The sequence below is a fragment of the Mesorhizobium sp. M1006 genome (assembly GCF_040318825.1).
Taxonomy (GTDB): Bacteria; Pseudomonadota; Alphaproteobacteria; order Rhizobiales; family Rhizobiaceae; genus Mesorhizobium.
Map to the genome: position 1 here is coordinate 107,570 of NZ_JAMYMZ010000017.1, position 12,811 is coordinate 120,380.

General features: G+C 62.5%; 12 protein-coding genes. 6 read left to right on the forward strand and 6 right to left on the reverse strand.

Going from position 1 to position 12,811, the window contains the following annotated elements:
• Window positions 1–126 precede the first annotated feature (126 nt).
• From NKH60_RS18320 to NKH60_RS18335, 4 genes are all read right to left on the reverse strand, one after another.
• Window positions 127–2,154: a hydantoinase/oxoprolinase N-terminal domain-containing protein gene (locus NKH60_RS18320; protein WP_352835991.1), complete on the reverse strand. Its 2,028-nt coding sequence runs from the start codon at window positions 2,152–2,154 to the stop codon at window positions 127–129.
• A gap of 242 nt (window positions 2,155–2,396) precedes the next feature.
• Window positions 2,397–3,020 carry a CDGSH iron-sulfur domain-containing protein gene (locus tag NKH60_RS18325; RefSeq protein WP_352472830.1) on the reverse strand — a complete coding sequence of 208 codons (624 nt, stop codon included), beginning with the start codon at window positions 3,018–3,020 and terminating at the stop codon, window positions 2,397–2,399.
• A 427-nt stretch (window positions 3,021–3,447) separates the two neighbouring features.
• Window positions 3,448–3,822 (reverse strand): hypothetical protein, encoded by a 375-nt coding sequence (locus NKH60_RS18330; protein WP_352453928.1) that lies wholly within the window; start codon window positions 3,820–3,822, stop codon window positions 3,448–3,450.
• A 278-nt stretch (window positions 3,823–4,100) separates the two neighbouring features.
• Window positions 4,101–4,613: a hypothetical protein gene (locus NKH60_RS18335; RefSeq protein WP_352835995.1), complete on the reverse strand. Its 513-nt coding sequence runs from the start codon at window positions 4,611–4,613 to the stop codon at window positions 4,101–4,103.
• 627 nt (window positions 4,614–5,240) lie between these two features.
• On the opposite strand from NKH60_RS18335, the gene NKH60_RS18340 reads away from it, so the two are divergent.
• Both NKH60_RS18340 and dinD read left to right on the forward strand, forming a co-directional pair.
• Window positions 5,241–5,450, forward strand: coding sequence for a YegP family protein (locus NKH60_RS18340; RefSeq protein WP_352835998.1), 210 nt, complete (start codon window positions 5,241–5,243; stop codon window positions 5,448–5,450).
• 915 nt (window positions 5,451–6,365) lie between these two features.
• Window positions 6,366–7,307: a DNA damage-inducible protein D gene (dinD, locus tag NKH60_RS18345; protein ID WP_352872861.1), complete on the forward strand. Its 942-nt coding sequence runs from the start codon at window positions 6,366–6,368 to the stop codon at window positions 7,305–7,307.
• 94 nt (window positions 7,308–7,401) lie between these two features.
• Here the strand turns inward: dinD and lepA are convergent, their stop codons facing one another.
• Together lepA and NKH60_RS18355 are read right to left on the reverse strand one after the other, a co-directional pair.
• On the reverse strand, window positions 7,402–9,207 hold the full coding sequence (lepA, locus tag NKH60_RS18350) for a translation elongation factor 4 (RefSeq protein WP_352836003.1): 1,806 nt from the start codon (window positions 9,205–9,207) through the stop codon (window positions 7,402–7,404).
• Window positions 9,208–9,341: 134 nt separating this feature from the next.
• The gene (locus NKH60_RS18355) at window positions 9,342–9,470 is read right to left on the reverse strand and encodes a hypothetical protein (RefSeq protein WP_352817959.1); all 129 of its coding nucleotides are present in this window, start codon (window positions 9,468–9,470) and stop codon (window positions 9,342–9,344) included.
• Between NKH60_RS18355 and NKH60_RS18360 the strand changes: the two genes are divergently transcribed.
• The 4 genes from NKH60_RS18360 (at window position 9,421) to msrA (ending at window position 12,552) form a co-directional block, all read left to right on the forward strand.
• Window positions 9,421–10,452, forward strand: a complete 1,032-nt coding sequence (locus tag NKH60_RS18360; protein WP_352817957.1) for a pilus assembly protein TadG-related protein — start codon at window positions 9,421–9,423, stop codon at window positions 10,450–10,452. The genes NKH60_RS18355 and NKH60_RS18360 overlap by 50 nt on opposite strands.
• A gap of 184 nt (window positions 10,453–10,636) precedes the next feature.
• On the forward strand, window positions 10,637–11,353 hold the full coding sequence (locus tag NKH60_RS18365) for a DUF1223 domain-containing protein (protein WP_502898622.1): 717 nt from the start codon (window positions 10,637–10,639) through the stop codon (window positions 11,351–11,353).
• A gap of 78 nt (window positions 11,354–11,431) precedes the next feature.
• Window positions 11,432–11,746 carry a hypothetical protein gene (locus tag NKH60_RS18370; RefSeq protein WP_352472837.1) on the forward strand — a complete coding sequence of 105 codons (315 nt, stop codon included), beginning with the start codon at window positions 11,432–11,434 and terminating at the stop codon, window positions 11,744–11,746.
• Window positions 11,747–11,823: 77 nt separating this feature from the next.
• Complete coding sequence (gene msrA, locus NKH60_RS18375; RefSeq protein ID WP_352539816.1) at window positions 11,824–12,552, forward strand: peptide-methionine (S)-S-oxide reductase MsrA; 729 nt, start codon at window positions 11,824–11,826, stop codon at window positions 12,550–12,552.
• Window positions 12,553–12,811: the final 259 nt, after the last annotated feature.

The following is a 12,811-nucleotide window of genomic DNA, read 5'->3' on the forward strand; positions in this document are numbered from 1 at the left end:
CAGAGGGGGTCGCCTCGCGTGGAAGTGCAACCTCTTCTTTGCACCAAATCGCGTCGCGCTTCATGCGAGGCGACCCCCTCGGTCGCCTTCGGCGACATCTCCCCCTCGAGGGGGTAGATTACGCGCTCACACCGCAATCCTTGGCCGTCCCGACGCCACCGCCACGACATGCGCCTCGATGAACATGCGCTGGCCCTCTACTGTGGAGACGCGGAACTCGCTGGCGATTTCGATCTCGGCGCTGTCGGTGCCGGCGTCCTTCGCCCGCCCGGCGGCAATCGCCCGCACATCTTTCTCCGCTGCGGCGATCGCCGCTGCTTCGTCGTTGAAATCGCGCACGCTTTCACCGGAGGCGACGCGGAACAGGCCTTCCTTGGGCTGGCTGACCCGCGCCTCGGCCGAAACCCGGACCTGGCCGACGACGGCGCCGAGCGCGTTGGCGACATCGGTATCCTGCGGCACCACGCATCGATTGCCGACCAGCTCGGCGAGGCCGGCATAATGCAGCGGTGCCGAGGCGCCGAGGCCGATGACCGGACGGTCGAGCGCGACGCTCAAGCGGGCGATGCCGGGATGCGCGTCGACGGCGCGCTGGACCAGGGCATGGGCGACGGTCGCCGCGCCATCCAGCCCGTCCTCGGCAAAGGCGGTTTCGAGGATGACTTCGGCCGACAGGCGGGTCAGCGCGGTCAGCACCCGTTCCGAGATCGCCTCCGGCGAGGCGGCGATGAACTGGCCGCGGCCGTCGCGCCTGCGCGTGAACAGCTCGGCACCCAGACGCGCCGCGGCCGCATCCCAATTGGCCTGCCTGCCCAGCACATGCGCGGCGTCCGACGGCGTGAAGCCGGCGACATGCACCAGCCCGCGCGACACCAGCCGGTTCAAGGTGGCGTTCTGGGCGTTCGAGGTCAGCAATCTGTCGAGAGCCTGCGGCACAGCACCGATCATCTCGTAAAGCTTGGCTTCGGCGCCGGTCAGTCCGGCCGCCAGCCGCTCCGGCACGCCGGTGCGCACCGCGAGGCGGCCATCCATGCGGCCGGAATTGGGTGCGCGCAGCTGGCGCTCGAGCTCCGCCGTGACGGCCTCGCCATGCATCAAGCCGGCCAGCGCCAGCGGCACCAGGCGGCGCGGGCCGAGCAGGATTCTCGGATTGAGCGCGCCGTCCTCCAGCGCCACTTCGGAATCGCCGCCGAGGCCAAAGGTGCGCATGGCGACGGCCTCGACCATGGTGCGGAACCCGCCGACGGTGGCGCCTTCCGGATCGAGCCGCGGCCGGCCCTTGTCGAGCACGGCGACGTCGGTGGTGGTGCCGCCGATATCGGAGACCACGGCATCGTCGATGCCGGTCATGTGGCGGGCACCGACGAGGCTGGCGGCCGGGCCGGACAGGATGGTCTCGATCGGCCGCTGGCGGGCAAAGGCAGCCGAGACCAGAGCGCCGTCGCCGCGCACCACCATCAGCGGGGCGGCAATGTTGCGCGCGGCCAAAAAGCCTTCCGTTGCCGCGACCAGCCGGTCGATCATCGAGATCAGCCTGGCGTTGAGCAATGTCGTCAGCGCCCGGCGCGGGCCGCCGAGCTTGGCCGACAGTTCGTGGCTGGCGGTGACCGGCAGGCCGGTCCTGTCGCGGATCAGGTTCCGCGCGCTTAGCTCATGCGCCGGGTTGCGGGTGGCGAAATAGGCGCAGACGGCAAAGCCGGACACCGACTTTTCCAGTTCCGGCAAAGCTGCCTCCAGCCCGGACAGATCGAGCTTTGCCGCATTGCCGTGGACATCGTGGCCGCCGGGGCAGAACACCACCGGGTCGGTGCCAAGCGCCGCCTTCAGCCCGTCGCGGGCAAGGTCGCCCTCGGCAAAGCCGATCATCACCAGCGCCACGCGGCCGCCCTGGCCCTCGACCAGCGCGTTGGTGGCTAGCGTCGTCGACATAGATACCAGTTTGATCGCTGCCGGGTCGGTGCCGGCCATTTCGAGCACCGCATCGACCGCGCCGGAGATGCCGACCGCCAGATCATGGCGCGTGGTCAGCGCCTTGGCCTTGGCCAGCACCTTTCCGCTTGGCCCGCCGGCCTCCGACCACAGCACGGCGTCGGTATAGGTGCCGCCGGTGTCGATGCCGAGGAACAGGGGTGAGGGTTTGGGCTTGGCGGTCATATTTGGGTCCGGAGAATTCGTCTCCGCCCCTTAGCGGATATGAACGGGCCGATAAAGGCACGAGCGCTGGGCCAAGGCAGCGTAATCTCCCCCCTCGAGGGGGAGATGGCCGGCAGGCCAGAGGGGGGCGTCTCGCGTGGAGCGCCGGCATTCTCTGGCCGCGATGGCGTTGGCGTCAGGACGTACCGACCCCCTCTGTCGCCTTCGGCGACATCTCCCCCTCAAGGGGGGAGATCGCTAGGCTACCCCACAAACCCCACGCGCTTGTGCGAGCCATCGCAGAACGGCTTGTTGGCGGAGTGGCCGCAGCGGCAGAGGAAGGTGCGTTGCGTACGGTCGACCGTGTGGCCGGTGCCGGTGACGATTTCGACATTGCCTTCGAGCTTGAGCGGGCCGTTGGTCGTCGGTGTGACGGTCAGCGGGCCATTCCGCACCTCCAGCGCCGGCGTGTCCTTCAGCGCCGGCTCGCCGGTGGCGGTGAAGCCCGCCTTGGCGTGGCTGCCGTCGCAGAACGGCTTGTTTTCCGAGGCGCCGCAGCGGCAGAGCGTGGCGCGGTAAAACGTTTCGCCGCCCAACACGATCTCGGCATGGACGGCAAGCGGACCGTTTTCCCTTATGCGCACAATGTTGACCACCGGCGGCTGTTCCTGCGGCCCGCCATCCTTGCGGACATAGGTGATGGCGCCGGACGGGCAGGCTTCGGCGAGCGCCACGATCTTCTCGACGCTGGCCGCCTCGGGGTGGATCCACTGGCCGGGCGCGTTGGGCACGAAAACATGCGGATCGCCAAGCACGCAGTTGCGCGAATGGATGCAACGTTTTCCCGAAAAGCCGATGTCGATCTTCTCGCCTTCGACCACTGCCATGGGTGGGTCTCCTGTCGGACTACGCTATGGCGACAGTCAGGACGACGTCAAGGCAGCATTCTCCCCCTCGTGAGGGCCGACCTCGGGCGCGGCGGTAAGGGAATTCCCATTTTTTGCTCGCAGCACCACATTTTGTTCTTGCTTTGTGCCGGCAGCTATGCTACTAATTTGGGTATGGTGCCAATTGGCTCCAACGACCCGCCCGCCGAGGCGGGTTTTTTGTTTCAGCTTTGAATTTCCGTTGCCGGCCTGCACTCGCGGGACGGCCCTCTCCCCCCTCGAGGGGGAGATGGCCGCGCAGCGGCCAGAGGGGGTCGGCACGACCGGACTCGGCCTGCTGCTGCAGAACAGGTTGGCGCTCTATGCGCGGCGACCCCCTCTGTCGCCTTTGGCGACATCTCCCCCTCAAGGGGGGAGATCTGCCACGTCACGGAACCAGATCGATTTCCTCGGTCTCGCCGCCACTGCAGGTGTAGCAGCAATCGTCGCACTTTTCCGTATTGCCGGGGCCGACGCCCCAATAGGTGTTCTCGTCGCCGTCGACCCAGGCGCCGTAGCAGATCGATTCGCCGTCACTGCAGGACAGCGGGATCGACTTGGTCTCGCCGTCGTTGAGATAGTAATCCTGATTGTTGCCCGGCCAGACATGATCGCGGTCCTGGCTGTAGAGCTCGACGCGCATGGCGTTCGGATGGCTGTTCTTGATCTCGAAGGTGACATCACCGGCATGCGCGACGGGCGCAAACAGTGCGGCAATGAACAGCCCAGCGGCAATGCGGCGCGCGAAAGCGTAGGACGACATGATGATTTCCCCCCGGAATGAAGCGGCCTGCCCGGCCGCGAGCGAGAACATGGCATGGCGGCGGGATGGGTGGAAGGGGGTGCGCCATTTGCACACCGCGAAAGGCGCAGCGTTGCCAAGGAAGACCCCTCTCCGGTTTGCTTCGCAAACCACCTCTCCCCACTTCGTGGGGCGAGGACATGCCAATAGCCGAAGCCTCACAAGACCTGGGTTCCTCGCCCCCACGAAGTGGGGGAGAGGTGGCCGCGAAGGCCGGAGAGGGGGCGGTCCGACTGGCCTCACCGGCTGGGCTTCAGCAGCGTCCAGATCCAGCCGATGAATGTGAGCACCAGGAAGGGATATCCGGCAGCGGGCAGCGGCGTCGAGGTCGGCAGCAAAGGCGCACCCCACAGGATCAGGCCCACTGAGACGACAAACAGCACAGCCGCCACGACAGCGGTAAGCCGCATCCACGGCGCGAAGGTTTTCGGCGCGCTGACCATGACCAGCGCCGCCGCCCAAAGCGAGATACCGCCGACATAGGAGGGCACGCTGGCCTCAAGCCCCGCCGCATTGCCGGAGAGCAGCAGGCTTTCGCCGGCGAGAAAGGTCAAAAATCCAGCCGCCACGCAGTCATTGCCCTGGCGCTGATATTTCATCGTCAGCAGCGCGGTCGCCACCACCAGCGCCACGCCGTCGATCGTCCAGAGCGTTTCGCGAAGTTCGGCGCTCGCCACGAAGGTGCCGGCGAGGCCCAGAGCGCCGCCGATGGCGAGGCCAATCGCGGCAATGGTGTCCAAAGTGGAACGCATTGAGATCTCCCCCCTCTAGGCCGCAAGGATACTTCAGGATAGGGCGTTCTCCAATGGCGGCCCCCAAGCTCTACAGGCGCGTTGCCCGGCGCATATCTCATGGCGTCGGGAGGCGGTTCGGTGAGGTGGAAGCTGATCATCGCTCCGCCGGGAAGGTGAAGAGCTGAAACGCATAAAGGAATACGGATATGTAAAATTGGCAATAACGTCAGTAGTGCAGACTTGTTTTTGCAGCGCGCTAGAATCAAAGCGATTCGCAATATTTGCTTTTGGCCGAAAAATATTATTGTTTCTGGGGTGAGAGATCACCGACGCTAGGTTATCCACTCTGGGGAAGAGCTAAGTAAGCGCCTGAATTTATTACGAAAATCTTGAGGCCGCCAGCTCGCGTTAACGGTCTACTAGCCATATCTTGACTCTCGCCTCTGCTTGCCTCATTCAAGAAATCGTCCAGAATAAAGAAACCGCCGCAAAGCTGGCGAGCCGCGGCGGTTTCAAAGTTCTAACCCGCACAAGATTTGGATGTCAGGCGCGAGGTATGGTGTGTTTGGTACACTGATCTTGAATCAGAATAATGCGCCATGGTCAAGCCTGACGTTCGCTTACGCCACTCAAGGAGTTACTCCAATGGCGCAGCGTACTTATCCCTCGTACTGGTTGTACAAGGACAATCGTGGTGAATGGCGTTGGACCTACGAAGCTGTGAATGGCGAGACAATCGCCGTGAGCAGCGAAGGCTACAAGCGTCGCGTTGATGCAGAGCGCGGTATCGATATCATGAACGCTTCGACAGACAGCCTTGTCTGGTATCCGGCAAATCTTGAGAACGCCGCATGAAGTTGTCTGAAAGGCCCGCCATTTTGGCGGGCCTTTCTTTTTGCAGATTCAGATGCGTGGAAGGATGCGTCAATGCCATCTTTTGGAATTTCTGCCCTATTGAGAATCGTTCACATGAACGTGCGCCCACAGCGTACCGAGCTGCGCCGGAGATCTACCCCAAGAGAAGGAGGCTATGATTTTCACAGCAGCCTCCGCCGACTCTGCCACCGTCTGACGGCGGGGGAGCCCCTGGAGAGTCTGTTGGCTGCAACTTTAACAATTGCATCGGAGCCAGAGAGACGGTCCGCCCAACTTGGCCTACGGCGGCTGGACGCTTGGAGAGCTGTCAACCCGGGCGCAATTTTGGAATTCCCACCGACTACTGTGCGAAGCCCTGGCGGAACGTTTTCTGTTAGGTTCACACCAAACGTTGGCCTCAGAGTTGGAGGCCAATCTGTCGCTATTCACGTTTGGAATACCGCACTCCCGCGACTGGAACCAAGACTGGTCCGAGCCGTTCTATCCGCATTCCAGGCTGCCTACCAATCAGGGGACAACTCACCTGATGACATTGCCGTCCTATGCTTGCAAACGATGCGCCTTATTCGTCTAGGTGACGCATCAGAGGTTACAGAGCTCGGTCGGCTAATCTTTGCAAATATTGATGGTATTTTTCGAGAGATTGCTGCGGATTTGGGAGAATCCCCGCCTGTACCCGAGGATCGTCCCCCGCCGCCGCCTCCCGGAGAATAATCTCCATCGCACAGCTTCAGCGCCGCTGGGCGGGCTCGCCTCCGGCAGTTCCCCGGCTTTCGCCGCAACTAGGATGGCAGGCCGAACGCGATTCGGCCAAGCCGGGGATAAGGGTCAATTGTAAGCCGAAACATTGTTGACGCGTGGTAATGTGTCTGATCACGAATCGGAGTTGCTTGAATGCCTGAAGATAATGACCGCTCCCGGAAGCTGGCAGAAATCGCCTTCGGAGAAGCATTCCATCCCCAAGAGCTAACTGCAACGAATGCCACGATCGAAGACCTTATAACGAAATTCGAGGAAGCTGCTCAAACGGATGAGGAGGGCAACGAATTTTGGTATGCCCGCGATCTACAGCGACTATTCGGATATGCGAAGTGGGACAACTTTTTGACGGTTGTCGATAAGGCACGCGACGCGTGTAGTTCGTCAGGAAATGCAACTTCCGATCATTTTGCTGGCGTCGGGAAAATGATCAGTCTCGGCAAGGGGGCCGAACGCGAGATAGATGACATTGTCCTCAGCCGGTATGCCAGCTATTTGACGGCACTGAATGGCGACGCGAGAAAACAAGAAGTAGCGTTCGCCCAGACGTATTTTGCGATACAGACCCGTCGCCAAGAGATTGCAGACAAGGCCGCTGCCGAATACGTCCCTCTATCTGAGGATGAGCGTCGCTGCCTGCTTCGCGACGAGATCAAAGAGCACAACAGGAACCTGGCCAGCGCCGCTAAGAATGCCGGCGTTCGTGAAGGGCTCGATTTCGCTATCTTCCAAACCTACGGCTATAAAGGTCTCTATGGCGGCTTGGATGTTCCTGGCATACGGCGGCGCAAAGGACTCAAAGCCAACAAGCAAATCTTGGATCACATGGGCAGCACGGAGTTAGCGGCGAATCTGTTCCGTGCCACTCAGACGGAAGAAAAGCTACGTCGAGAGCAGACCAGAGGAAAGGACGCCGCCAACCGTATTCACTTCGATGTTGGCGCGAAGGTCCGCCAGACTATCCGCGAAATTGGCGGTGATATGCCAGAGACGCTACCGCCTGCGGAAGACATCAAAAAGGTCGAACGCCGCCTGAAGAGAGGCATCGGCACACAGAAGGGGATTACCGGCCGGTAGCTTTCTTCAGCCTGTCAACCGTCAACGCTGCCGACTTCGTCACTTTCTTCAACGCGCGGCCAAGGCTCCTGTCAAACAAGCGGGCGCAGCCCGCCTAATCGCCCATCTTCAGCGCCTGGATAAACGCCTCCTGCGGGATATCCACCTTGCCGAACTGGCGCATCCGCTTCTTGCCCTCTTTCTGCTTGTCGAGCAGCTTGCGCTTTCGTGAGACGTCGCCGCCGTAGCATTTTGCGGTGACGTCCTTGCGCAGCGCCGAGATGGTCTCGCGGGCGATGACCTTGCCGCCGATCGCGGCCTGGATCGGGATCTTGAACAGATGGTGCGGGATCAGCTCCTTCAGCTTCTCGCACATCTGGCGGCCGCGCTTTTCCGCCGCGGTGCGGTGGACCAGCATCGACAGCGCGTCGACCGGCTCTTCGTTGACCAGGATCGACATCTTGACCAGGTCGCCTTCCTTGTAGTCGGTCAAATGATAGTCGAACGAGGCGTAGCCCTTGGAGATCGACTTCAGCCGGTCGTAGAAGTCGAAGACCACCTCGTTGAGCGGCAGGTCGTAGATCAGCATGGCGCGTTTGCCGACATAGGAGAGGTCGGCCTGAATGCCGCGCCGGTCCTGGCAGAGCTTCAGGATGCCGCCGAGATAGTCGTCCGGGGTGAGGATGGTGGCGCGGATCCATGGCTCCTCGATGGCCGATATCTTGACCACGTCGGGCATGTCGGCCGGGTTGTGCAGTTCCTTGACCGAGCCGTCGTTCAACAGCAGGCGGTAGACGACGCTAGGCGCGGTGGCGATGAGGTCGAGATTGAACTCGCGCTCCAGCCGCTCCTGGATGATTTCGAGATGCAGCAGGCCGAGGAAGCCGCAGCGATAGCCGAAGCCGAGCGCGGCGCTGGTTTCCATTTCAAAGGAGAAGGACGCGTCGTTGAGGCGCAGCTTGCCGACAGCGGCGCGCAGATCCTCGAAATCGGCGGCGTCGACCGGGAACAGGCCGCAGAACACCACCGGCTGTGCCGGCTTGAAGCCGGGCAGGGCCTGTGCCGTCGGCCGCTTGTCCTCGGTGATGGTGTCGCCGACGCGGGTGTCGGCAACCTCCTTGATCGAGCCGGTGAAGAAACCGAACTCGCCGGGGCCGAGCTCGTCGACATTGATGCGGGCTGGCGTAAAGACGCCGGTGCGCTCGACCAGGTACCTGGCGCCGGTACCCATCATGCGGATGGTCTGGCCCTTTTTCAAGACGCCGTCGATGATGCGGACCAGCACGATGACGCCGAGATAGGCATCGTACCAGCTATCGACCAGCATCGCCTTCAGCGGGGCCGCGATGTCGCCCTCGCGCGGCGGCGGCAGATCGTTGACGATCGCTTCCAGCACGTCGGGAATGCCGAGCCCGGTCTTGGCCGAGATCAGTACGGCGTTGGAGGCGTCGATGCCGATCACCTCCTCGACCTGTTCGCGGATGCGCTCGGGCTCGGCGGCGGGCAGGTCGACCTTGTTCAGCACCACGACGATTTCGTGGTTGTTGTCGATCGCCTGGTAGACATTGGCCAGCGTCTGCGCCTCGACGCCTTGCGAGGCGTCGACGACCAGCAGCGAACCTTCGCAGGCGGCGAGCGAGCGCGACACTTCATAGGCGAAGTCGACATGGCCGGGCGTGTCGATCAGGTTGAGGATATAGTCCTGTCCATTGTTGGCGCGGTATTTCAGCCGCACCGTCTGCGCCTTGATGGTGATGCCGCGCTCGCGCTCGATGTCCATCGAGTCCAGCACCTGCTCCTTCATGTCGCGCAGCTCCAGCCCGCCGGTCGACTGGATCAGCCGGTCGGCAAGCGTGGATTTGCCATGGTCGATATGGGCAACGATGGAGAAGTTGCGGATGTTCTTGATCGGCGTGGTCATGCGGCGCGCTTTAGCAGGGGCACGGTACATCGGCAAGCGGCGGGACGCGGGTGCGGCGGCGGGGCGGCAAAGTCGTTAAACTTTGATCCATGAGATTAGAGCATAGTTTGCGCCCGGCGTGGTAGCCCACCGGTCTATCGCCGTTTCGGGGGGATCGGAATGCCGCCGTCAGCACGCAAATTTCTCAGATCGGTGAGCGGCTCGTTCGCGCCATTGCTCGCCATCTTGCTTATCCCGATGGTTGCCGCATTGGGTTTTTCCATCGACTATACCTCCGCGGTTTCAACCAGGGCATCGATGCAGAACGCCCTCGATGCAGCGTCGCTGTCGATCACGACGCTTGCGACGACCACGACGTTGGCGGACCGCCAGGTAAGCCTGCAGGACTCATATCTGGCCAATGGCGGGCAAGGCACGGCCAAGCTCGACAGCTTCGTCGTCGCCACCGACGGCGCCGCCAGCATCAAGGCTTCGGCCGGCTTTGCCATGCCGACGAATTTCATGCAGATCGCGAGGATCAACACGGTGCAGGTCGGCGTTGCGTCGGCAGTGACAAAGCGGCCGGCATTGGTGGAGGCCACGTTCAAGGTCGACAAGATCTCTGGCTGGTGGGACAAGACGGTGACGCTCTACGGCACCAAATTCGGGGACACGGTGGCCAACAAGCTGATGAGGATCTCCTACGCGTACAACAGGTTTGGCGATCCCAAAGGCTACGGGACGTCCTCTGTTTACACGATCAACGGAACGACGGAGACGCTGGTCCAGAAACAAGTATGCACGACCGTCACGGTGACCAGCTTCTATGGCTTGCCCACCGGCACAATCACTCAGATCAGCGGCACCAGGAAATACGCAACCACCTGCGTCAACACGATGTATCCCGCGACCGGCGCCGGTGCGGTGATCGATGTGAAGGACATGGATAACCTGTCTCTGGAGATGAAGATTCCGAATCCCAATCCTGGTCTTGGCGGCGGCTATCTGGCCTCGGGCACGAAAGAAACCCTGCGATCGGACGATCCGGCCACGTCCGACCGATTGTTCATCGACAAGGTCAAGACACTGGCCAATACGACTGTCGACATCTTTGAGGCCGTGCCGTGCGGCATCACCAGCAGTCAAGCGTGGGAAGATGGCGGATCACTTACCAACAACACCATAGACGATGCCGATTTTTCCTATTTTGTGACCGGCAAGTGCGCGTTCAACAAGCGGCCTTCGGAAACCGTGCTCACACAATAGGGGCGACTTGAGTGCCTACCTCCCCCTTGTGGGTCCTCAAGGGGGAGATCGGACATCGCCTCGGCCCTCGCCAATGCTCTAGGAACTCGGACTTCTCCTCAATCACGAAGCGGTGATGCTGTAACGAAGCGTGCGTCGGCGGCGAAGTGTGGACATGACACGATGTCTGCGCAGGAGAAATGCGATGCCCGGATCGACAGCGAAACGCAGCACAGCCCTGATGGGGCTCGCCGCGGCACTGTTTTCCGCGACTGTGCTGTCGGCAACCAGCGCGGCCGCCGGCGAGACGCTGACCGTCGTCGAGCTGTTCACCAGCCAGGGCTGCTCGTCCTGTCCGCCGGCCAACGCCAATCTGATCAAGGTCAAGGACCGGCCCGGCGTGCTGGCGCTGTCCTTCAACGTCACCTACTGGGACTATCTCGGCTGGAAGGACACATTCGGCAAAGAAGAATTCACGCAGCGCCAGGTCCGCTATGAACCGTCGCTCGGCCGTTCCGGCCCGTTCACGCCGCAAGTGGTGGTCAATGGCAGGGCCGATGCCGTCGGCGCCAGGCCGGGCGAGATCGAGCAGCTGATTTCGAGCGGCGGCCACGGTGACGGACCTTCGCTGTCGCTCGCCGGCGGAAAGGTCAGCATCGGCGCCGGTCCGGTGCCCGGCGGCAAGGCCGACGTCTGGCTGGTGCGTTACGGCAAGGGCATCGTCGACGTGCCGGTGGCGCGCGGCGAAAACACCGGCCGCACGCTGCCGCACGCCAACGTCGTGCATTCGCTGACCAGGCTGGGCAGTTGGACCGGCGACGCCACCGCACTGCCGCTGCCGGCGGCGACGGGCGGCCTCAGCACAGCGGTGCTGGTGCAGGTGCCGGGCGGCGGGCCGATCCTTGCTGCCGCTACGAACTAGAAACCCTGCCGAAATTTTCACAACGCGCAGCGGCGCCGCCGCATGCGATCAACCCAGCCAGAACCCTAGGAGATCATCATGACCAATCGTTTGACCAATCGCCCGACCCTGGCGGCACTCGCCTTCGCACTTTGCTCGACGGCGCTGTTCGCAGGAGGCGCGGCGCGGGCCGAAGATGCGATGAAGCCGGCGATGGCGACAAACGCCATGAAGCCGGCAACGGATGCCATGAAGCCGGCCGGCGCCATGGCCGCTGACGCGATGGCCACGACCGCGATGAGGGCGGGCGATCCGATGAAGGCCGACTGCATGAACAAGGCCGCCGCCGAGACGGACGCCATGAAGAAAGCCGAAGCGACCAAGGCCTGCGATGCCATGGCTCCGACCAAATAGGCGATGCGCACAGCAATGTGAGAGCCCGGCGGACCTATCCGTCGTATAATCCAAACCAGCATCATGGGAGATCAGACATGACCGGAGCCGTGAAACGATCGTCGATTTTCGCAAAAGCAGCACTTGCCGCGCTCATCCTCACGGCCGCCGCGGCCGTATTCTGGCAGACGCCGGCAGTCTCGGCCGAAGACGCGGTGGTGATCCCGCCGCCGGCAATGGACGAGAAGGCCACCGCCGGCACCGAAAAGGCGGTCTTCGCCGGCGGCTGCTTCTGGGGTGTGCAAGGCGTGTTCCAGCACATCAAGGGCGTCACCAGCGCCGTTTCCGGCTATGCCGGCGGCGACCAGGACACGGCCGTCTATGAAATGGTCGGCACCAGCCGGACGGGCCATGCCGAATCCGTCGAGATCACCTACGAGCCGTCCAAGGTGACCTACGGCCAGCTGCTGCAGGTATATTTCTCGGTCGCGCACAACCCGACGCAACTGAACTACCAGGGCCCGGACAGCGGCACCCAGTACCGTTCGACGATCTTTGCCGAAAACGACGCACAGAAAAAGATCGCCGAAAGCTACATCGCCCAGCTCGACAAGGCCAAGGTGTTTCCCAAGCCGATCGTGACGACGCTGGAGACCGGCAAGACCTTCTATCCGGCCGAGGACTATCACCAGGACTTTCTGACGCTCAACCCGACCTATCCCTATATCGTCTACAATGATCTGCCCAAGGTCGAGAATCTGAAGCGGCTGTTCCCCAACCTCTACAGTGAAAAGCCGGTGCTGGTGCTGGCCGCCAACAAGAGCTGAGCTTTTGCGGGGGGCCTGCTGATCTCCCCTCTTGAGGGGGAGATGGCCGGCAGGCCAGAGGGGGTCGGTTCGGTTGGCGCGACGCGGTCCGGCATATCGAGGAAGACGAAGTTGGCACTCCACGCGCGGCGACCCCCTCTGTCGCTTTCAGCGACATCTCCCCCTCAAGGGCAGGGCTATCGCAGATGGAACGCCGAGGCTTTCGCTCTACGACGTACCCCCACCCCTAACCCCTCCCCACAAGGGGGAGGGAGACTTC

Coding starts and splice junctions, on each gene's coding strand:
- dinD (WP_352872861.1), top strand. CDS start 6,366: ATGCCTGAAGATAATGACCGCTCCCGGAAGCTGGCAGAAATCGCCTTC.
- NKH60_RS18320 (WP_352835991.1), bottom strand. CDS start 2,154: ATGACCGCCAAGCCCAAACCCTCACCCCTGTTCCTCGGCATCGACACC.
- NKH60_RS18355 (WP_352817959.1), bottom strand. CDS start 9,470: ATGGAAAAACCCAATGCGGCAACCATCGGGATAAGCAAGATGGCGAGC.
- NKH60_RS18370 (WP_352472837.1), top strand. CDS start 11,432: ATGACCAATCGTTTGACCAATCGCCCGACCCTGGCGGCACTCGCCTTC.
- NKH60_RS18325 (WP_352472830.1), bottom strand. CDS start 3,020: ATGGCAGTGGTCGAAGGCGAGAAGATCGACATCGGCTTTTCGGGAAAA.
- NKH60_RS18330 (WP_352453928.1), bottom strand. CDS start 3,822: ATGTCGTCCTACGCTTTCGCGCGCCGCATTGCCGCTGGGCTGTTCATT.
- NKH60_RS18365 (WP_502898622.1), top strand. CDS start 10,637: ATGCCCGGATCGACAGCGAAACGCAGCACAGCCCTGATGGGGCTCGCC.
- msrA (WP_352539816.1), top strand. CDS start 11,824: ATGACCGGAGCCGTGAAACGATCGTCGATTTTCGCAAAAGCAGCACTT.
- NKH60_RS18335 (WP_352835995.1), bottom strand. CDS start 4,613: ATGCGTTCCACTTTGGACACCATTGCCGCGATTGGCCTCGCCATCGGC.
- lepA (WP_352836003.1), bottom strand. CDS start 9,207: ATGACCACGCCGATCAAGAACATCCGCAACTTCTCCATCGTTGCCCAT.
- NKH60_RS18340 (WP_352835998.1), top strand. CDS start 5,241: ATGGCGCAGCGTACTTATCCCTCGTACTGGTTGTACAAGGACAATCGT.